Origin of the sequence: Pseudomonas sp. SAR267, assembly GCF_052077595.1 — a bacterium.
GTDB lineage: Bacteria > Pseudomonadota > Gammaproteobacteria > Pseudomonadales > Pseudomonadaceae > Aquipseudomonas > Aquipseudomonas vlassakiae.
The window spans coordinates 2566469-2585503 of record NZ_JBQIHU010000001.1 but is presented as its reverse complement, the minus strand read 5'-3'; the positions used below and the strand labels follow the sequence as shown (position 1 = coordinate 2585503).

Here is a 19035-nt window from a genome sequence, read left to right as displayed (position 1 = left end):
GACTACCTGCGGATTTCATCTTTACATTGGGTTATCGGCCACAAGCCCGGCTTCCCGAGCAGAAAGATGAAACAGATTTCATCTTGAGGCCTTTTGGCATCCTGGTGCAGCCTGCGCCAAGCGATTATATCGAAGGTAAGAGCCTCAACGGCTCTGGCGAGCCTTTTATCGATCTATATCGGTAAAATTTGCGTTTCTATCGGGGCAAAATGAATTTTGAGGCTTCTAAAGTCGATATGTATCGGTTATAAATTAGCCAGTCGCGGCGAGCATCCTGCACCGTCGGAAATGCCACATTCATTTGCCATCCATCGCCCAGTGCCTTGCAGAGGTCAACCATGAAAACCCTCAACTCCACCCCCCGCGCCGACGGCTTCCACATGCCCGCCGAATGGGCGCCGCAAAGCCAGGTCTGGATGGTCTGGCCGGAGCGCTCGGACAACTGGCGCCTGGGCGGTAAGCCAGCCCAGGCGGCCCATGTCACCCTGGCCAAGGCCATTGCCCGCTTCGAGCCGGTAACCGTGGCCGTTTCCGCCGGGCAGTACGAAAACGCCCGTCGTCAGCTCGACCTGCCGAACATTCGCGTGGTGGAAATCAGCAACGACGACGCCTGGGTGCGCGACACCGGCCCGACCTTCGTGATCAATGACCACGGTGAAGTGCGTGGTGTGGATTGGGGCTTCAACGCCTGGGGCGGCTTCGACGGTGGCCTCTATGCGCCGTGGAACCGCGATGAGGAACTGGCGGCCAAGGTGCTGGAAATGGAGCGGTGCCAGCGCTACCACACCGAAGGCTTCGTGCTGGAAGGCGGCTCGATCCATGTCGATGGCGAAGGCACCCTGATCACCACCGAAGAGTGCCTGCTCAACCGCAACCGCAACCCGCACCTGAACCGCGAGCAGATCGAAGAGATCCTGCGCGAGCACTTGGCAGTGGAAACCATCGTGTGGCTGCCCGATGGCCTTTACAACGACGAAACCGACGGCCACGTCGACAATTTCTGCTGTTACGTAAGCCCAGGCGAAGTGTTACTGGCCTGGACCGATGATTCCAACGACCCCAACTACGCCCGTTGCCACGCCGCCTACGAGGTGCTGAAAAACACCCGTGACGCCAAGGGCCGCGAGTTTGTGGTGCACAAAATGCCAATCCCTGGCCCGCTGTTCGCCACGGAGGAAGAATGCGCCGGTGTCGACCAGGTGGCCGGTAGCCAGGAGCGTGACCCGTCGGTGCGCCTGGCGGGTTCGTACGTGAACTTCCTGATCGTCAACGGCGGCATCATTGCGCCGAGCTTCAACGATCCGGCAGATGCTCAGGCCAGAGCGATTCTTGCCAAGGTCTTCCCGGATCATGAGGTGGTGATGATCCCAGGCCGCGAACTGTTGCTCGGCGGTGGCAACATTCATTGCCTGACCCAGCAACAGCCGGCACCGCTCAAGCGCTGATCGACTGCCACACGAAAAAGCCCGTCAGATGACGGGTTTTTTTTGCCCTGCCGATATGCGGAGGGTCCGGTGGCATACGTTTTGTATTGTTTTTCAGGGGGTTACCCACGCAGACCGGGCACACCGTTCTGTAACAATCAAGACGTAAATTAGCCGCTCACGGGCCAGGGAGTACGTGTGGACATGAACGCAGCAAGTGAGACGGCTTTGCGCCCATCGGCAGTCAATCACCAATCGCTCAGGGTTGTGGCGCAGTGGTTGAAACACCATGGAGGCAAACGGGTCAGGACGACCGACCCACGACGTCTGCTTGACGGCCGCTACCCTCAAGGGCTGATAAGCGACGCTGAGCTGGAAGCGCTGCTGGGGGTCTGGCACTGACCAGGGCAGGAGCCCGACCCATGAATAACGCCACCGCAATTGCGGTGGCGTTTTCGTTTGCGGGCTCGCAAAGGCGGGACCCAATGGTTCGGACTTACCTGATCGGTCAATCCGGCAAATCATACAAAGGCGAAATTGCCTTTGGTCTTGCTAAACAGGCATGGAAATGCACCAGGCAAGCGCTCGATTTTGGTTATAACAACCTGCAATTCACGACTTTTTGACATTTGTAATCGCCCACGGCTAGGATTCGGCCAACGCTTGCTGGCCACCCATGGCCATGCTGCTGCGAAAGGCCCGCCACACCATTGTCGGCGGGCCTTTCAGTTCGGATCCGCATAGCGTCGAACCTACGAAGGGGCGTTGGTTCCTGGCGTAATAGTGCAAAGCGTTTTTGATTTAGAAATAAGGAAAACAACATGTTGAAAACCAGGATCAGCCTGGTCGCCCTGGCGATGATCGCCGCGACCCAGGCCCAGGCCAACGATCAGGCCGACAGCAAGGGCTTCCTCGAGGACAGCCACGCCAACATTCTGCTGCGCAACGCCTATATCAACCGCGACAAGAAGCACGGCAAGAACGACCAGAGCGAATGGGGCCAGGCCTTCATCGGCAAGTTCTCCTCCGGTTTCACCCAGGGCACCGTGGGCGTGGGCGTTGACGCCTTCGGCCTGTACGCACTGCGCCTGGATGGCGGCAAGGGCCGTAATGGCGCGGCCGGCGTCGACTTCTTCAAGCCCAGCGACACCGCACCGACCAATTCGCCGCACAACCTGGCCCGTGGTGGCGCTGCCATCAAGTTCCGCGTCTCCAACACCGTGCTCAAGTACGGTGACATGATGCCTGAGCTGCCAGTGCTGCAGTACGACGACAGCCGCCTGCTGCCCGAGAGCTACACCGGTACATTCATCACCTCCAAGGAAATCGAAGGCCTGGAGCTGAATGCCGGTCACTTTACCGAGGAAGCTCGCAAGAGCGCCGAAGGGCGTGACAGCGGCCACCTGAAGTCGATCGATGTGTTCGGTGGCAGCTACAAGTTCACCAACAACTTCACCGCTTCCGCCTACACGTCGAACATCGAAGACGTGATGAAGAAGCACTACCTGGGCATGAACTACGTCTTCCCGATCGCGGTTGACCAGTCCCTGACCCTGGACTTCAACGGCTACAAGTCGGACATCAACAGCAAGTACGTCCAGAAAGCCGAGCTGACCGGTGACGAAAACACCATCTGGAGCCTGGCGGCCACCTACGCCTTTGGCCCGCACTCGGTGACCCTGGCGCACCAGCGCAGCACCGGCAGCACTGGCTACAACTACGGCTGGTACCAGGACCGCGGTGGCGTGGGTGACGGTGGTTCGACCATCTACCTGGCCAACTCCTACTGGTCCGACTTCAACGCCGAAGACGAGCGCTCCTGGCAGCTCGCCTACGGCCTGGACTTCGGCGCCTTCGGCATGCCGGGCCTGACCTACAAGATCGCCTACGTGGCGGGTGACAACATCAACACCCACGGCTTCGGCGAAGGTAAAGAGCGCGAAATCTTCAACCAGCTGCGCTACGTGGTTCAGGACGGCCCGGCCAAGGACCTGTCGGTCAAGCTGCGCGGTTCCTGGGTGCGCACCAACAACGCGGTACAACAGAACGGCTACTTCGACGACGGCAACGAAGTCCGCGTATTCGTCGAGTACCCGATCAGCATCTTCTGATCCTGACCACTCGTTACGAGCAGCCCCGGCCTATGCCGGGGCTGTTTCTTTGCGGCGTACGCTGGCGGCAGCCGGCGCGGCCGGTACATCGCCTGTCTCCGGCGCAAAGCTGTCACTGCGCGCCATCCGCCACATCCGTGCATAGAACTCGCTTTCGATCGAGCCACTGAGCAATTCGCCAGGCCTGAGGAACTGGTGCAGGTCGGAAAACAGGCTGATCTCGCTGGTGCTGATACGCCGCGCCAGGTGCTTGGGCTTGAGCTCCGAAGGGTGTTCAAGGCCTGCGGCAGCGAGCATTTCGGCCAAGGCATGCAACGTGTTGCGATGGAAGCTGGCCACGCGCTCGGCCTTGTCGGGCACCACCAGCGCACGCTGGCGCAAAGCATCCTGGGTGGCGACACCGGTCGGGCACTTGTTGGTGTGGCAGCTCTGCGACTGGATGCAACCGATGGCGAACATGAAGCCACGGGCCGAGTTGACCCAGTCGGCGCCGATGGCCAGCACGCTGGCGATATCGAAGGCGCTGACGATCTTGCCCGCCGCACCGATGCGGATACTCGAGCGCAAGTTCAGGCCGACCAGGGTGTTGTGCACGAACATCAGGCCTTCACGCATCGGCACGCCCATGTTGTCGCTGAACTCCCGAGGCGCCGCGCCAGTGCCGCCTTCCTTGCCGTCGACGACGATGAAGTCCGGGGTGATGCCGGTAACCAGCATGGCCTTGGCGATGCCCATGAACTCCCACGGGTGGCCCAGGCAGAACTTGAAGCCCACCGGCTTGCCGCCCGACAGCTCGCGCAGGCTGGCGATGAAGTGCAGCAGCTCTGTCGGGGTGCGGAACGCACTGTGCGCGGCGGGCGAGATGCAGTCTTCGCCCACGCGCACACCCCGGGTGGCAGCGATTTCCGGGCTGACCTTATGGGCCGGCAAAATCCCGCCGTGGCCGGGCTTGGCGCCCTGGCTGAGCTTGATTTCGATCATCTTCACCTGCGGGCTGCGCGCCTGTTCGGCGAATCGTTGTGCGTCGAAGTGGCCGTCTGCGGTGCGGCAACCGAAGTAACCGCTGCCGATTTCCCAGATCAGATCGCCGCCATGCTCGCGGTGGTAAGGGCTGATGCTGCCCTCGCCGGTGTCATGGGCAAAGCGGCCAAGGCGTGCGCCCTGGTTGAGTGCGGCAATCGCGTTGGCACTGAGCGCGCCAAAGCTCATGGCCGAAATGTTGAAGATCGACGCGCAGTAGGGCTGGCGGCATTGCGGCCCGCCAATGGCAATGCGGAACGATGCCGGGTCGGGTGTGGCGACCGGCAGCATCGAGTGGCTGATGAATTCGAAGCCGGGCTTGTAGGCATCGTTGAGCGTGCCGAAGGCTTTCTCGGCGCTCTCGTTCTTGGCCCGGGCATACACCAGCGAGCGCTGCGAACGGGAGAACGGCAGCTTGTCGTCGTCACCTTCGATCAGGTACTGGCGGATCTCGGGGCGGATGGTCTCGATCAGGTAGCGGATGTTGCCCAGGATCGGGTAGTTGCGCCGCACCGCGTGGTGGCTCTGGCGCAGGTCGTTGAGGCCGACCAGGCTGAGCAGGGCGGTGACCACCGTCAGTGGCCAGAGCCAACTGTGCTGGGCAAGGAACGGAATGCTGGCGAAGGTGAACAGCAGGCACAGGGCCAGGCAGGCATAACGGCTGGGGAGCGAATCTTTCATGGGTCCATCGCAGGCTGGATGACGCGGCCTAGGATAGGCAAACCCCAGGTCGGGAAAACCTGGGGTTTTGGTAAAAGACTATTACCTGAGCGTGAGGGGCTGGATCATCGGGGCAGCAAGACACTGACGCGCAAACCGCCGCCTTCGCGATTGTGCAGCAGCAATTCGCCGCCATGGCTGCTGGCGATGCGCTGGGCGATGCTCAGCCCCAGCCCATAGCCCCCGGAAGCCTGATTGCGTGACCCTTCGCCACGCACAAACGGATCGGTGATGGTGGTTAGCAGGCCCGGCGCGATGCCGGGGCCGCGGTCGTCGATGTGGATGTAAACGCCAGTGATGGTGGTTTCCAGCGTCACCGAAACCTGCCTGGCGTAACGCAGGGCATTGACCACCAGATTCTGCAGGCAGCGTTGTAACAACAGGGCATCGACCCGCAGGCTACCAGCCTTGCCATCTACAGGTAGTGGTTCCGCGCTGCTGGCAAGGTCCGCGCACAGCCGCGCCACCAGGCGGTCGAGGTCGACCTGCTGAAGGTTTTGCTGCTCGCCAGCGCGCAGGTAATCCAGCACCTGGCCGATCATGTTGTCCATCTGGGTGATATTCTGCCGCAGGCGTTCGCGCTGCTCATCGTCCGGCAAGCGCTCCAGGCGCAGGCGCATGCGCGTCAGCGGGGTGCGCAGGTCGTGGGACACGGCGGCCAGGAAATGGGCCTTGTCTTTGACCATGGCGATCAGCCGTTGCTGCATGGCGTTGAAGGCCAGCGCGGCCTGGCGCACTTCCTCGGGGCCGTCCAGGGCCAGCGCTGGCTGTTCCAGGTTGCTGCCCAGCCCACGCGCCGCGTCGGCCAGGCGCCGCAACGGGCGCAGGCACAGGCGCACTGCGATCAGGCAGACCAGCAGCACGGCGACGATGCGCAGCGCATAGACCCGTAGCAGGTAGTCACTGATCAGTACCCACGCCGACTCGCCGCTCCAGCCCTGCAGCTCCTGCCCGTCGATGCTCAACCAATGGCCATCGGGCAACGGCACGGCGAACTGGATATGCGCCTGGGCGGTGCGCAGGCCGAACAGGCTGCGCCAGACGATCGGCTGACCCTGTTCGTCGGTCAGTTGCACCTTCAGCAGGCGCACTGCCTGGGCATGGCCCAGTTCGTACTTGAGCGCCTGTTGCAGCAACAGTTCGACGCGCCGGCGCCCGCGCGGCTGATCCTCCTGCTGCACAGGTTGGTTCTCGGCGCAACGCAACTGGTAGTGCGCGGGCACCTGCAGGTCTTGCGTGTGGCAATTGGCCTGGGCAATCAGTGGAGCACTGCGTGCGGCCATGAGCCGGATCGGTGCCTCGAGCACCTGGGCGAAACGCACATCGAACCAGATGCTGCTCGACATCAACTGGACCACCAGCGTGCCGCTGACCATGATCAGCAGTAGCTGGCCAAACAGCGTGCGCGGCCACAGGCGACGGAGCCAAGGCATTTCAGCCCCCGGCCTCGGCACGGCCGAGGCTTAGCAGGTAGCCTTCGTTGCGGATGGTCAGGATCTGGATATCGCCGGCCGGTGCACGGCGCAGTTGCTGGCGCAGGCGGCTGATACACATGTCCACCGAGCGATCATCGGGGTGGTGGTCGCGGCCAAACGCACTGCGTGTCAGCTGATCACGCGAGACCACCCGGTTGTTGGCCTCCAGCAGTTCACGCAGCACGCGGTAATCGGAGCGGGGCAGGGTGAGGGTTTCGCCGTCGGGGCGGGTCAGCAGGCGTTTGACGTGGTCGATGCTGAAGCCTGCGAAATGCTGGGCTTCGGCCGCTGGCTCTTCGGCTGGAGTATCCAGGCGTTGCGGGCGGCGCAGCACCGCCTTGATGCGGGCGACCAGCTCGCGCGGTTCGAAAGGCTTGGCCAGGTAGTCGTCGGCACCCACTTCCAGGCCGATGATGCGGTCCAGCGTGCTGCCCTTGGCCGACAGCATGATCACCGCCAGGCCCGCCGTCGCCTGCAACTGGCGGCACAGGCTCAAGCCATCCTCGCCAGGCAGCATCAGGTCGAGCACCACCAGGTCGACCTTGCTCGCGGCCAGCTGCTCGCGCATGCCTTCACCGTCTGCTGCCGCCAGTACGGTGTAGCCGGCATCGGTAAGGTAATCGCAAAGAAGTTCGCGGATCTCGTCGTCATCGTCGACAACCAGCAAGGTTGTGCTCATCGGGAAAACACCTGTTCGGGAGGGCCGGCAGCGCTCGTTACGTTCAATTACATCCCGGTACAAGCCGGGTATGGAGCCCAAAGGGCGGATCCCTAGAATCGTAACAAAAAATCATCTGCGAATACGAAACCTTCCCAAATGAGCCTCAAGAGCGCCATGAACGACTTCACTCCTGTTGTCCGGGGCGGTAGCCGCCTGCACCCGCTTGCCTTCTTCATTGCCGTCGCCATCAGTGGCAGCGCCCTGGCAGCCGAAAGCCAGCCGCTGGAACTGGAGGCCACGCAGATCGAGGACAGTGCGCTGGTATCGGCAGACGAAACCGGCCAGCTCGGCTACACGGTGGAAAGCACCCGCAGTTCCACCGGCCTGCAGCTGACCCCACGGCAGACGCCGCAATCGGTCACCACCATCACCCGCCAGCAGATGGACGACCGCGATGTGCACTCCATCGAGCAGGCGCTGGACACCACGCCAGGCGTGAGCGCCACCAAGTCCGAAGTGGGTGGGCGCACTGACTTCCGTGCCCGTGGCTACTCGATCAGCAACTGGAAGGTCGATGGCCTGCAGTTCCAGGGCGGTTCCGACTTCAGCGGCGGCGGCAACGCGCTGAACATGGATCTGTACGAACGCATCGACATCGTACGCGGCGCCAACGGCCTGCTCGGTGGCACTGGCGACCCGTCGGCCACCGTCAACCTGATCCGCAAGGCCCCGACTAAAACCTTCGGCGGCAGCGCCTACGCCACCTACGGCAGTTGGGACAAACGCCGCCTGGGTGCGGACCTCAACCTGCCGCTGTCCGAAGATGGCCGCCTGCGTTCACGTTTCGTGATGACCCAGGGCGACGCCAACTCGTTCCGCGACAACCAGTCCGAGCGTTCGCGTGCGGCGCTGGCAAACTTCGAATTCGACATCGACGATGCCACCACGATTGGCGCCGGTTACCAGTACGAATACAACAAGGTGGTCGGTGGCGGCTGGGGCGCCAACATCCCGATCTGGTACAAGGACGGCAGCAAGACCGACTTGCCACGCAGCACCAACGTGGTGCCGAGCTGGAGCTTCGGCGAATACACCACTCGCACCGCCTTTGGCTCGCTGGAGCACCGCTTCGACAACGACTGGACCCTCGACCTCAAGGCGGCCCAGAGCACGGCAGAAGTGCTCAACCACCGCGGCCTGGCCAAGGTCAATTCGGCCGGACGTGGCAGTTACGGCGGCTACTGGGACCAGGATGGCAGCGGCGCGGTGCTCAACGGCCTGCACAGCTCCAGTGACACCACCCAGCAGTCCGCGCAGATCGACCTGTCCGGCCCGTTCCAGCTGTTTGGCCGCACCCATCAGGCGATGGTTGGCTACAACGACAGCCGTACCGTGGCCTGGTCGCCGGAATACAGCTGCAACATGGTCAGCGACGACCGCGTCAGCGCACCCTCGGTGGGCTGCCAGTTCCGCGCCAACAACGGTTTCCCGCTGACCGACTGGCACAACGGCGTGGACAGCGATTACGACATGATCGCCTCGCGCACCGGCCGCCACAGCAAGACCACCACCCGTTTGCAGGGCATGTACGCCGCCACCCGCCTGAGCATTATCGACCCGCTGTCAGTGATCGTCGGCGTGCGCACCACCGATTATTCGGCAACCACCAACAGTGTCGCCGGCGTGCGCAGCAACCAGCAGAACAATGGCATCGTCACCCCCTACCTGGGTGCGGTGTACGACCTCAACGACACTTACTCGCTGTATGCCAGCTACACCGACATCTTCAACCCGCAGACGGCCGAGACCGAAAGCGGTACCAAGGTCGAGCCGATTCGCGGCCAAAGCTACGAGACCGGCATCAAGGGCGAGTGGCTGGACGGGCGCCTCAACGCCTCGGCGGCTTACTTCCGCACCAAGCAGCAGAACAAGGCGGTGCTCGACGACGGCCTGACCACGCCAACCGGTGGTGATGCCTACAAGGCTGGCACCGGCCAGGAAACGGACGGTATCGACCTGGAAATTGCCGGTGCGCTGACGCCGAACTGGAACGTGTATGCCGGTTATACCTACCTGTATTTCCGCCGCGTCGACAGCGACGGGCGCAGCGACCCGTCGCACCTGTTCAAGGCTTCGACCACCTATCGTCTGTCTGGCTCGCTGGATCGCCTGACCCTGGGGGCTGGGGTGAAGGCGCAGACCAACATCCGCGCCATTTCCAGCCCGGCAGGGCAGCCTGTGAACGGCGTGAGTGCCGGGGCGACCGACGTGAACTGGTCTGGTTATGCGATCTGGAATGCCATGGCCAAGTACCAGCTGACGGATGACACCACGGTGAGCCTCAATGTCGACAACGTCTTCGACAAGCACTACTACACCCAGTACGGCTTCTATGCCGGGGCGATCTACGGTGACCCGCGCAACATGTCGCTGACGGTCAGCACCGCGTTCTGATCAGTTGGGGCCACCAAGCGGCCCCACTTTGTCGGGGGCAACTGTAATGTACAGACCTTGAAGTCGACGCGATCCCTGTGGGAGCGGGCTTGCCCGCGAACACGGGCGAAGCCCGTGCCATCCACCGCAGTACCTGCTTCGCGGCTGAAGCCGCTCCCACAAGCCATGCGCAAGGCTACTCGTCCTCTGGCATTTCATCGGTGACCATGACGCGTACATGCGAGCCGCACGGGTCTTCCATGTGCAAGCCAAAATAGCGGGAGTCGTTGGCATCCCAGAACGCCTCGACCTGCGCCATGGAGGCATTGGCCAGCAGCACTTCGGCGTTGTGTTCCAGGATGATCGAGTAACGGATTTCGGCATTCATTGCACAGGGGCTCACAACGGCGGATTGGATTAATTGCTGGCGATGCCATTATGCCAACCTGCTGATTTTCAATCTTCGCCACTCGTCGCACGGTGTAGTCCGTCGTCGGCAAGCGATGCTCCTAAGGCGTGCGGGAGCTGCGCTTGTCGTGGCGATGAACCGCGTCGATGGGCCGCCGAGTATTAGAATGTACCTCTCAGCGTCAGCAGGTAATTGCGCTGTTGCGAAGGACGCGGCTGCTAAGGCGAAGACCAAGCCTGAGTCCGATAGGCCAAGTGATTTCCTGGGCGCTGGGCAGATTGCGATAGCCCATTTGCATGGTCTGGTATACGTTACATTCATCCGCCGTTGTCACGAATATGGAACATGTACCACATTCTCATTACCAAGCGCTTGGGCGAGCAGATTCGAACACGTCGTTTGAACCTCGGCCTCACCCAAAGCCAACTGGCAGATCGAGCGCTCCTGACCCGGCAAAAAATCATTGCCATTCATTAAAAGTGGGCGGGATGAATATCCTGGATTGGCAATCAATGAATATCTCTGCATGTCTGTAGCCCAGGCTGCCGGCATTCCCGTCCCGCCGTTTTTCCTTTCTGACAATGCAAAACTGTTCGTCATGCGTCGTTTCGACAGGGATGAACAGAACGACCCGATCGGTTTTGAAGACATGGCTGCATTGATGGGGCTCTCGGCAGACCAGAAATACAGCAAAAGCTACGCAGCAATTGCCAAAGCCATCCGCCTTTTCTGCGCACCAGAAGCGGTACAGCCTTCGCTGAGGCAGCTGTTCGCGATGGTGGCACTCAGCTGCATCGTCGGTAATGGCGATGCACACCTCAAGAATTTTGGCTTGCTGTACTCAAGCCCCGCGCAACGCGATGCCTGCCTGGCTCCCGCCTATGACATCGTAAATACCACGGCCTACATCCCGGAAGATGTGCTGGCTTTGTCGCTGTCCGGAAACAAAACGCTTTTCGCCTCACGCTTGGGGTTGCTGGAGTTTGCTGAAACGTGTGGAGTTGATCAGCCCCCGGAAGTTATCAGGCAGCAGCTAACAGCCCTTGAGCGGGTACTGGCAAACGCTCCTGAGCTGTGTGAGCAGGCGCCTCAGGTCGTTGCAGCTATAAAGCGAAGCGCTGGGCCGTTCATTCAGTCATTTGGATGAAGGGCGATGAAGGCTGATTAGATAGCACCAGCTCCTTGAAATTGCCGGGCCGCCTGGCTGCCCATCGCAGCGGTTCGTCGCCACTGCACGCCAACTGGTTGAATAGCGACGTGTTTCCATATGACCTGCTGTGGGTAACTTCACAGCGAGTTTGATGCGGTGGTGCGGCGAGTTACTCGGTCTTCTTGGCACTGCGAAGGCGCGTGACGTTCTCGCTCGTCTGCTTGGCAAACTCATGCGGCGTCACATGGTCCTCGCGGTTCGCCTCCAAAAACCGGCTCCACCAGGTCATGATCATCCGGCGCTCTTCGAGGAACTCGGCCTTATGGGTATAAGCGGCCCGCACGTTGTTGCGTTCCTTGTGGCTCATCTGCCGTTCGATGGCCGTCTCCGACCACAGCCCGGACTCGACCAGCGCACTGCACGCCATGGCTCGGAACCCGTGGTCGCAGATATCCACCTTGGTGTCGTAGCCCATCGTCCTGAGCGCGGCATTCACCGTGTTCTCGGACATCGGTTTCCACGGCTTGGCATCCCCCGCGAACACCAGCTCGAACTGCCGGTGATTGCGTGGATCTGCTCAAGCAAGGCCAATTCGAGCCAAGCATGTGTAAGAAACAGCATATTTCAGGCTGATATTCCGAAACATTTCTATCCCTGTCCACGGCAGTCGACTGCGCTAAATTCCTCCTTCTCCGGCATTTATGCCGTCCACGATTACAGCCTTGCCTTATTGGGTAGACCGTTGAGAAAGTTTGCGTTTGTGAGTGCAGCCGCTGAGCGTGAGTACAAGGCTCTGCCGCAGGATGTTCAGGACGACTTCGGCAAAGACCTGCGCCGTATTCAGTATGGTCAGGACCCCGAGCGGCCGATCAAGTCGCTGACGGAGTCGGTGGGGGCGGGTGCGATAGAGCTCATCATCAACGGCAGCCCTGCATTTCGCTGCGTGTATGTGGCCAAATTTGCGGACATGATCGTAGTGCTGCATTCGTTCGTGAAAACGACCAACAGGTCCGACCGGCATGCGATGCAGGTTGCTGAAGACCGGATGAAGGAGTTCAAGCACGAGCTTCGCAAGATGGGGTATCGGGTCTAGTTGCCAGGCATTTGAGAGATGACGATCTGCGGAGGGGAACCGGCATCGTTAGAGGGCAGGGTAAGGGTCGTGCGAAAGCCGAGCTTGTCGAGCATGTCCATCATGGCGTCGAGCGTGAATTTCTCGATCTTGCCATTTGCCAACTCGGAAATGCGGGATTGGGTCACGTTCAGCCTGACCGCCGCATCATGCTGCTTGAGGCCCATTTTTTTGATGCAGTCGGTGATGAAGATCGACAGGTCCATCTTCAAGGCCATCTTGCTGGCGGTGTTGGCATCATGGGTGGCGTGGAAGGGGCTTTCGTGGAATTGAAGCGCCATGGGCTGGCCTCAGTAGGAATATCTAAAATTTAAGATAAAATCGTAGCGGCCTCTGGGTGGTGAGTCAAAGCGTTTTTAGCGATGGATTTGTCTTTGAGCCGGGATGGCGATCCGTCAATTCGGTCTGTGTGCAGGTCAAGATTGCTGGGGCTGCTTTGCAGCCCATCGCAGGCGAGCCAGCTCCCACACCGATCGCGAAGCGTTCAGGCTGTCCGCTAACCTGTTGGCGCTGATTGGTGTTCGTATCGGAGCATGGTGAGTGCGCGGATGCAGTGCACTAAACACAAAAAAGGCCCACCTTTCGGTGAGCCTTTTGAGTATTGCGTATGGTCGCACCAGGAGTCGAACTAATAAAAATATCATTATTTATCAACGGGATATAAATGGCTGGGTAATTAGTATCCCTATTTGTACCCTTTAAATTTGCACGAAGTACCGCATCCTCCGTGCTATCCCCTCTAGGCTCTGTACGAAAAGAGATGTCGCAAACACCGCATGGAGCAAGCCAGTGAGACCATGGCGGCATAACTTTTCGCGAGCTTGTCGATCCGCTTCAATCCATACGAGCTACCGACTGATAAAGCACACTGAAGTTTAGAGACTGAAAAGCCGCCCATCGAGGCGGCTTTCGCTAATCTGAAGAGCTATTTCTTTTGCTTGGATCGTAATCTCAATTCTTTTACACGCTTGATAACATATTGCTCAAAAAGCGGATGATCTTTAAGTCCGGGTAGCTCGTCTCGTGATATAAAGGAACGCAGAACACCCCCACAGATATCATGCTCGCTCAGGTGTTTGTTTTTCTCAAAAGCCGCTGACATGATGGCGTTTATGCTGTGAAGCTTAGGCTTAAGACATGTTTCTTCAAGAATCTGATTGAATACTTCACGCCAAGGTCGAGTATCTAGTTCTACTATTTCCTTGCCTTTGAAGAACCACGAGCAGAACGCCATTCCGTCTACAGAAAACTCTTCATATTTGTTATCTATATCTTTATAGAGGCGGCGAGGATAGGAGCTTCGATCATCATGGGGAGCGAACTTTGTACGCTTGGTTTGAGAGATGGTTCCATCGAATTCATTAAGGCGCGCGCAAGCAATGGGGGCGTCTAACTCATTGAAAATTTTGTAAAAGACGGCCTCTTTAGACGCCCCGGTCAAATTCAGAACTTTTTTAAAAAAAGATTCGACCGAGGTGCACTCAGTGAAGATGGCCTTTAACCATTCGGTCGGCATTAACAGTTCGGCTGCGAACCTATTGGCCTCTTGCTCCATGAGTGAATAGTCTTGATCGTCGGAACCAGGCTCCAGGTGGGATACTACGGTGCCTGTATGCCATGGGATAACGATATGTCCGATCTCATGGGCTAACGTGAAACGTTGCCTCGTATCAGGGCAATTACTGTTGATGTAGATGGTTGGTCGGGCCTGCTTTCCAATTCCAACAGTTATTCCGTCAGCCTTGAACGGAAAGTTTCTGTAGCGTACTTCGCCAAAACTGCTTGCCAATTCCAGAAGATCGTAGGGCGGCGTTAATCCTTTTCGTTGCAGTACTCGTGCAGCCATCCGTTCTTCTGGATACATCAACTAGCTTCCTCTTCCTTCAGCCAATCTATAATGCGCTTTGCTTCCAATGCGGAGGGCGCGCGAGCAGCCAGAGCATATCTATCTCTGTTCAACTCTTCTTCAAAGCTGATTCCGTGCCTGCGTGCTGACAGAATATACGGAAGCATTGAAGGGTTAGTGGACCAAACCGAATATTCTTCCCAGCTCATGCCGAGATACTCATGGAGGTCTTGGTCAACACCCTCCCTACCTTCGTGCCAGTCCTCAACGAAATCATCAATCTCGTCGGTCAAAACATCGCCTCTAAGGCAAAGCTCTACAAAGTTCATGTCAATCCCCTAGTTTGGGTTAAACCGCCGTCCTCTGACGGGTGGTTTCAAGGTAATCCCCGTTATAGGACATACCGAGCCCAAGTGGTAACCACGCTTATCAAAAACTTCAAACTCTCCGTGGAGAGAGTCCCAAGAATAGTAGCGCTGCTCATTGGGATCAAAATAGTACTGCCTCCCACCCTCGACCTTATGCTTCTTAAAGCTGTCGACAATGGAAGGTCTGGGTCGTGCGATGCCGCCCATCGGAGCTCCTTCGCCTCTGCTAGCCTCGCTCCGTTCACCCGTACGCGGAGCCATTTGGGCGAATGCTATCTGATAACGCTTCGATTGTCTGTAATTGCAAGGCTTTGGGGAATCTACGGATGCAGACTGCGTGGCTTCGAGAGATGGGCGAACTGCATGAGGCCAACCCTCGGGCCTGACCAGCCATCGGATCCGATGGACTGGCAAGATCTTGATTCACTGCGGGCTCAATGCGGCGAGTGGGGTTGAATTTCAGAGGGATTCAGTCTGTTCGCAAGAAACCTAACCGACCTAACCTTTTCCCCATGGCTCAACATCAAATCCAGCGCCCGTAAGAGGGGCGTCGTCAAATGTCACGTTCACATGATGCGTGGATACATCATTGCACCTAGATTTCCTTGATACGCAGGCTGCGCTTGCGGAGGACTGCTCACTCCGTTGAGTCGCACAAGCATCGGACTCAGTGCTCGATTCTGAAAAAACGTGTGATCTTTGCCCCAGTGCAAATTGATTACACGAGGCTGCATTGTTCCCCCGGCTACAACATGAGGGCTGGGATTGATAGTGGTGTTGCCCGCTGCCGTGTAAACCATGATCCAGTCGCCCGGATTAACCCATCCGGGTCCGAACCAAAGCATGTCATCCTTGACAGGTATCGCCCCCCCATCTGGAGTCGGCATGCTTAGGCTCTGTACGAAAAGAGATGTCGCAAACACCGCATGGAGCAAGCCAGTAAGACCATGGCGGCATAACTGTTCGCGAGCTTGTCGAAGCGGGTCACGATCCGGCGGTTCTCTTTCAGCCAGCCGAACATGCGCTCGATGATGTTGCGCTGTCGGTATTTGGGCCGCTCAAACAGTCTTGGTAAGCCAGGCTTGGGCTTGCGCTTCATCGAGCGCAGCGGGATGACGGGTTGTATTCGATATTGATCGCAGTAGCGGCGTAGCGCTTCTGCGTCGTAGCCCTTGTCGGCAAGTAGCCATTTGCAGCGCTTGCGCGGGCGGCCACGTTGGCTCGATGGAATGCTGACCTCGTCCAACAGTGGTTGTGCGTAGCTGATGTCACTGGCTTGACCGCCAGAGAGGAGAAAGCGCAGCGGTGTTCCGTTGGCGTCGCAGAGCATGTGGATTTTGGTTGTCAGGCCACCGCGACTGCGGCCTAGAGCATGATCGGCAGGCTCGTCAGGCCCCCTTTTTTCCCGGCGCCAGATGAGGCTCGGGTTGCGCGTATTGCGGTTGAGTCGATCATCCAAGTTTGCAGATCGATCAAGCCCTGCTCATTCAATCGCAGGTGCAGACGTTTGAGCATCTGCTCGAAAGTCCCTTGGTTTCGCCAGCCCCGAAACCGTTGATACACGGTTGACCATGGGCCGAAGCGCTCTGGCATATCTCGCCATGCAGCACCTGAGCAGAGCACCCACAGCACGCCATCGAGCATCAGCCGGTCGCTCAGTCGGGGCCGGCCTCGGCCATGGGTTTCGATGAAGAGATCGGAGACCACATCCCAGGCCTCGTCCGTGAGTTCGTAGCGCCTTGCCATCACAGAATTCCTTTCCGTTAATGGCGCGTGACTCTACAAAATCTCAGCGCTAAAGGAGCGACGATTAGGTTTCTCGGGATTTCGTACAGAGCCTAGAGTTGAGCCCTTTGAACTGGAAGGCACCGCCTACCTTCTCACGAGGTTGTCCAGCATGATCAGACTTTGGGTATTCTCCACGGGAATGTGATCCTCACCCGCCTGGTGAGGGTCACACCCCAAAAAACGAAAAGGGAAAAGAAATGGGTGAGATAAATATCCCTCGCTCCCAGCAGGACGCTTTGAAGGCAATCGATATTTCAGCACTGGATAAGGCTATCGATGGATGCATTGCTGGCGAGTCTGCTGCGTCTCTGCAGCGCTTCCGGCTTTCGACCTGCGGCCCATATGTGGCGAACCTTTTAAGGGTGTTTGAGCGAGCGGTGACCAGGCACGGTGACGCCAAGTCAGCTAAGAAACGTGCTGAGACTGAATATGAAGTCCGTACTGCTGGCGATGACCTGGCACACGCAGTCTCGCAGATGAAACACCGTCTGGAAGTCGAAGCGGAAGAAGGTTTGCACTTCTACGTCGATGACCAGTTTATGCAGCCGACCTACTTCACCGAGAAATTGAGCGCTCAGGTCAGTTACCGCTGGCGTCGGTCGACTAGCGATGGATGGGAGTACGGGACGATCACCTTTACACACCAGGCATGCTCTCACCTCCGCTATGTGATGCCGAGCACCAGTCGAAAGCCCAGCGCCGCCAAACAGAATCAAGACCTCCAAGACAAACTTAGAAGGGAGTGGGAACACTTGATGAGCCTTGGGCTTCAGGCTGTCAGAGATTATTTCAGAGAGGGGCGAAACGGCTCTGGGATTCCCGCGACGTTCCAAACTAAAGAAAATCAAGGGCTGAACAATTTCAGTTGTGACTTCTGGGTATTTGGGAAGTAGCCGAGGGTGCCGTCGAAGTCAGTTGTGACTAGCGGTGCGGATGGTTTTAAAAATTTAACTAGGTTGTTGCGGGTATGAAGATATCTTTGATTGATAACGGATTGGATTCCTTAGAGAAGGCATATGACCATCTAAAAAAATACGAGGAGGTAAAGGCTGCCGGTAAGGGTGAGCGCGAAAGATTTTTTTTATTGAAAGACGTTACGTTGGCTGTGCAACACGGTGTAGAAATACTGTTTAAGTGCTTGCTGAGAGATATAAATGAAATCTTGATCTACTCTGAAGTAAATGCCAAGTATAAACAGGCGTGTGTAAAGCGGCGGGCTGGGGAGATAGCGGAGCTCTACGAATATGACGGTGTTCACACCGTAAGCTTTAGTGAGTCGATTGATCGTCTTGTTGATATATGTGATGTTGAGATTGACGGTAAGCTAAAGGCCAATTTGCTTAAGGTTCAAAAATGGCGAAACAGCATCACTCATAGCTCGGCAACATTGAACGAGTACGAAGTCTCGTCTGTTCTCTCTAAGTTTATGGTTCAGTTAGATGTTTTCTTTTCTAAGGCGCTGGGAGATAAATATACGGGAAGTCAGAATAAGAAAAAGCTTGATAAGGCTTTTGAGTCGTACACGGCGGTTCATGGTGCCCATAGTAATAGAGCTAAGCATGAGGCGATAGGAAGGCTGGTGTCAGCCCTTGAAGAGAATAATATAAACGATGTTACGTGTCCTGGGGTGTTCTTAGTAGATAGTCCAAAAGTTGCGTGTGCGATTCTGAGAGCTATTCAAGGCGGGGAGGTTAGCTACGGGTTTGATATGGCTAACATGCACTGTTCAGGTGAATCTGAAGTTGTGGGGATTTCTCCGGATGATGTGCTCTCTATCTGGGCGAAAGACAATATGTGCGAGTATCAAATTGGCATATCTGGAATGGTTGTATACATTCCAGAGATTGATGGAAATATGTCGCCTCTAATTTATATCTACTCAGGCGGATTGCCGGAGCTTGGTGATACTCCATATCTCAGAGAATTTGACGGTACCCTGTGTCAGCGAGGATTCAGGACCGGTGGTCATGATTGCTGGGCTAAGGCGGAGTACATTGACTTTGCGGAAGGTAAAGACGAAACCGAAGAATGGTTACTGTTGGAGCGCTTCATATCCAGTGGTGGGGTTTGCTTTATGAATGTTCAAACACTTGATTATGGTAAGGCTGATAGTTTGATGGGGCGATATCCAACTGCTCAGGAGCTGTATGATGAGTTTCGTAAAGCTCTTGCGAAAAAGAAATAATTTTTTCTTCGGTAGTGATCGCAAGAACATTGGATCAGCAGACAGCTGAAAAATGTTCCTCCTCCGAATGTGAGACAGGTATGAGAAGGACCGCCGCATGCTCTGGACGCCTGGGGCCATATCCTGGCACGTACCGGTAATAGTGGTTGCCGGCGCCGTCTCACATCGCTAGTGCTTTGATCACGCTTGACGGACCACGGGCCAGGCTGCTGGCAGTAGCCTCTGTCGCCGGACGTCTGAGGTCTTCCCGGATCTTGAGGCCGTCAAAGTCGGGGACCTGGCCGCCTCATACCCCTGACAGACCTTTGACGGA

Annotated in this window: 16 protein-coding genes and 4 pseudogenes; 9 read left to right on the top strand and 11 right to left on the bottom strand. The window is 57.6% G+C overall.

From position 1 onward, the window contains the following. Nucleotides 1-338: 338 nt before the first annotated feature. The 3 genes from aguA to ACTORR_RS12440 all read left to right on the top strand — a co-directional run bounded on the left by aguA (nt 339) and on the right by ACTORR_RS12440 (nt 3535). Nucleotides 339-1445 carry an agmatine deiminase gene (gene aguA / locus ACTORR_RS12450; RefSeq protein ID WP_054885894.1) on the top strand — a complete coding sequence of 369 codons (1107 nt, stop codon included), beginning with the start codon at nt 339-341 and terminating at the stop codon, nt 1443-1445. 401 nt (nt 1446-1846) lie between these two features. After that, the gene (locus ACTORR_RS12445; RefSeq protein WP_313365054.1) at nt 1847-2050 is read left to right on the top strand and encodes a hypothetical protein; all 204 of its coding nucleotides are present in this window, start codon (nt 1847-1849) and stop codon (nt 2048-2050) included. A gap of 195 nt (nt 2051-2245) precedes the next feature. Next, nucleotides 2246-3535, top strand: a complete 1290-nt coding sequence (locus ACTORR_RS12440) for an OprD family porin (protein ID WP_054885892.1) — start codon at nt 2246-2248, stop codon at nt 3533-3535. A gap of 30 nt (nt 3536-3565) precedes the next feature. On the opposite strand, the gene ACTORR_RS12435 is transcribed toward ACTORR_RS12440, so the two are convergent. From ACTORR_RS12435 to ACTORR_RS12425, 3 genes are all read right to left on the bottom strand, one after another. Further along, nucleotides 3566-5236: an FMN-binding glutamate synthase family protein gene (locus ACTORR_RS12435; RefSeq protein ID WP_313365053.1), complete on the bottom strand. Its 1671-nt coding sequence runs from the start codon at nt 5234-5236 to the stop codon at nt 3566-3568. A gap of 104 nt (nt 5237-5340) precedes the next feature. After that, nucleotides 5341-6708: an ATP-binding protein gene (locus ACTORR_RS12430; protein ID WP_313365052.1), complete on the bottom strand. Its 1368-nt coding sequence runs from the start codon at nt 6706-6708 to the stop codon at nt 5341-5343. Nucleotide 6709: 1 nt separating this feature from the next. After that, a complete protein-coding gene (locus tag ACTORR_RS12425; protein ID WP_099813833.1) occupies nt 6710-7429 on the bottom strand; it encodes a response regulator in 720 nt (239 codons plus the stop codon). A 156-nt stretch (nt 7430-7585) separates the two neighbouring features. On the opposite strand from ACTORR_RS12425, the gene ACTORR_RS12420 reads away from it, so the two are divergent. Further along, the gene (locus tag ACTORR_RS12420; RefSeq protein ID WP_409521026.1) at nt 7586-9865 is read left to right on the top strand and encodes a TonB-dependent siderophore receptor; all 2280 of its coding nucleotides are present in this window, start codon (nt 7586-7588) and stop codon (nt 9863-9865) included. Between the two features lie 175 nt (nt 9866-10040). Here ACTORR_RS12420 and ACTORR_RS12415 read toward each other — a convergent pair whose 3' ends face one another. Further along, on the bottom strand, nt 10041-10232 hold the full coding sequence (locus ACTORR_RS12415; RefSeq protein WP_054885888.1) for a hypothetical protein: 192 nt from the start codon (nt 10230-10232) through the stop codon (nt 10041-10043). Between the two features lie 366 nt (nt 10233-10598). On the opposite strand from ACTORR_RS12415, the pseudogene ACTORR_RS12410 reads away from it, so the two are divergent. Together ACTORR_RS12410 and ACTORR_RS12405 are read left to right on the top strand one after the other, a co-directional pair. Then, a pseudogene (locus ACTORR_RS12410) lies at nt 10599-10724 on the top strand (transcriptional regulator); the annotation flags it as partial. Further along, nucleotides 10708-11400 (top strand): annotated as a pseudogene (locus ACTORR_RS12405) (HipA domain-containing protein); the annotation flags it as partial. The pseudogenes ACTORR_RS12410 and ACTORR_RS12405, both read left to right, overlap by 17 nt. Nucleotides 11401-11572: 172 nt before the next feature. Here ACTORR_RS12405 and ACTORR_RS12400 read toward each other — a convergent pair. Then, nucleotides 11573-11994, bottom strand: a pseudogene (locus tag ACTORR_RS12400) (tyrosine-type recombinase/integrase); the annotation flags it as partial. Nucleotides 11995-12145: 151 nt separating this feature from the next. Here ACTORR_RS12400 and ACTORR_RS12395 point away from each other — a divergent pair. Then, on the top strand, nt 12146-12496 hold the full coding sequence (locus tag ACTORR_RS12395; protein WP_313365050.1) for a type II toxin-antitoxin system RelE/ParE family toxin: 351 nt from the start codon (nt 12146-12148) through the stop codon (nt 12494-12496). Here the strand turns inward: ACTORR_RS12395 and ACTORR_RS12390 are convergent. The 6 genes and pseudogenes from ACTORR_RS12390 to ACTORR_RS12365 all read right to left on the bottom strand — a co-directional run bounded on the left by ACTORR_RS12390 (nt 12493) and on the right by ACTORR_RS12365 (nt 16495). After that, nucleotides 12493-12816, bottom strand: coding sequence for a helix-turn-helix domain-containing protein (locus ACTORR_RS12390; RefSeq protein ID WP_313365049.1), 324 nt, complete (start codon nt 12814-12816; stop codon nt 12493-12495). The genes ACTORR_RS12395 and ACTORR_RS12390 overlap by 4 nt on opposite strands. A gap of 458 nt (nt 12817-13274) precedes the next feature. Beyond that, nucleotides 13275-13367, bottom strand: a pseudogene (locus ACTORR_RS12385) (IS5/IS1182 family transposase); the annotation flags it as partial. A gap of 93 nt (nt 13368-13460) precedes the next feature. Then, nucleotides 13461-14399, bottom strand: a complete 939-nt coding sequence (locus ACTORR_RS12380) for an ImmA/IrrE family metallo-endopeptidase (RefSeq protein ID WP_313365048.1) — start codon at nt 14397-14399, stop codon at nt 13461-13463. After that, nucleotides 14399-14710, bottom strand: a complete 312-nt coding sequence (locus ACTORR_RS12375) for a hypothetical protein (protein ID WP_313365047.1) — start codon at nt 14708-14710, stop codon at nt 14399-14401. The genes ACTORR_RS12380 and ACTORR_RS12375 overlap by 1 nt, the downstream gene beginning before the upstream one ends. 9 nt (nt 14711-14719) lie before the next feature. After that, nucleotides 14720-14956: a colicin E3/pyocin S6 family cytotoxin gene (locus ACTORR_RS12370; protein ID WP_260777537.1), complete on the bottom strand. Its 237-nt coding sequence runs from the start codon at nt 14954-14956 to the stop codon at nt 14720-14722. 682 nt (nt 14957-15638) lie between these two features. Further along, nucleotides 15639-16495 (bottom strand): IS5 family transposase gene (locus ACTORR_RS12365; protein ID WP_441343646.1). Its coding sequence is split into 2 segments (ribosomal slippage): nt 15639-16151 and nt 16154-16495, totalling 855 coding nucleotides; the frame shifts between segments, so codons are not numbered across the junction. 239 nt (nt 16496-16734) lie between these two features. On the opposite strand from ACTORR_RS12365, the gene ACTORR_RS12360 reads away from it, so the two are divergent. Both ACTORR_RS12360 and ACTORR_RS12355 read left to right on the top strand, forming a co-directional pair. Further along, nucleotides 16735-17430, top strand: a complete 696-nt coding sequence (locus ACTORR_RS12360; RefSeq protein ID WP_313364473.1) for a hypothetical protein — start codon at nt 16735-16737, stop codon at nt 17428-17430. Nucleotides 17431-17504: 74 nt separating this feature from the next. Next, nucleotides 17505-18722, top strand: coding sequence for a hypothetical protein (locus ACTORR_RS12355; RefSeq protein WP_313364474.1), 1218 nt, complete (start codon nt 17505-17507; stop codon nt 18720-18722). The last annotated feature ends 313 nt before the right edge of the window (nt 18723-19035 follow it).

Bases quoted from the DNA above. Each gene is read 5' to 3' on its own strand.
- aguA (WP_054885894.1), top strand. From the start codon at position 339: ATGAAAACCCTCAACTCCACCCCCCGCGCCGACGGCTTCCACATGCCC.
- ACTORR_RS12445 (WP_313365054.1), top strand. From the start codon at position 1,847: ATGAATAACGCCACCGCAATTGCGGTGGCGTTTTCGTTTGCGGGCTCG.
- ACTORR_RS12440 (WP_054885892.1), top strand. From the start codon at position 2,246: ATGTTGAAAACCAGGATCAGCCTGGTCGCCCTGGCGATGATCGCCGCG.
- ACTORR_RS12435 (WP_313365053.1), bottom strand. From the start codon at position 5,236: ATGAAAGATTCGCTCCCCAGCCGTTATGCCTGCCTGGCCCTGTGCCTG.
- ACTORR_RS12430 (WP_313365052.1), bottom strand. From the start codon at position 6,708: ATGCCTTGGCTCCGTCGCCTGTGGCCGCGCACGCTGTTTGGCCAGCTA.
- ACTORR_RS12425 (WP_099813833.1), bottom strand. From the start codon at position 7,429: ATGAGCACAACCTTGCTGGTTGTCGACGATGACGACGAGATCCGCGAA.
- ACTORR_RS12420 (WP_409521026.1), top strand. From the start codon at position 7,586: ATGAACGACTTCACTCCTGTTGTCCGGGGCGGTAGCCGCCTGCACCCG.
- ACTORR_RS12415 (WP_054885888.1), bottom strand. From the start codon at position 10,232: ATGAATGCCGAAATCCGTTACTCGATCATCCTGGAACACAACGCCGAA.
- ACTORR_RS12390 (WP_313365049.1), bottom strand. From the start codon at position 12,816: ATGGCGCTTCAATTCCACGAAAGCCCCTTCCACGCCACCCATGATGCC.
- ACTORR_RS12380 (WP_313365048.1), bottom strand. From the start codon at position 14,399: ATGTATCCAGAAGAACGGATGGCTGCACGAGTACTGCAACGAAAAGGA.
- ACTORR_RS12375 (WP_313365047.1), bottom strand. From the start codon at position 14,710: ATGAACTTTGTAGAGCTTTGCCTTAGAGGCGATGTTTTGACCGACGAG.
- ACTORR_RS12370 (WP_260777537.1), bottom strand. From the start codon at position 14,956: ATGGGCGGCATCGCACGACCCAGACCTTCCATTGTCGACAGCTTTAAG.
- ACTORR_RS12360 (WP_313364473.1), top strand. From the start codon at position 16,735: ATGGGTGAGATAAATATCCCTCGCTCCCAGCAGGACGCTTTGAAGGCA.
- ACTORR_RS12355 (WP_313364474.1), top strand. From the start codon at position 17,505: ATGAAGATATCTTTGATTGATAACGGATTGGATTCCTTAGAGAAGGCA.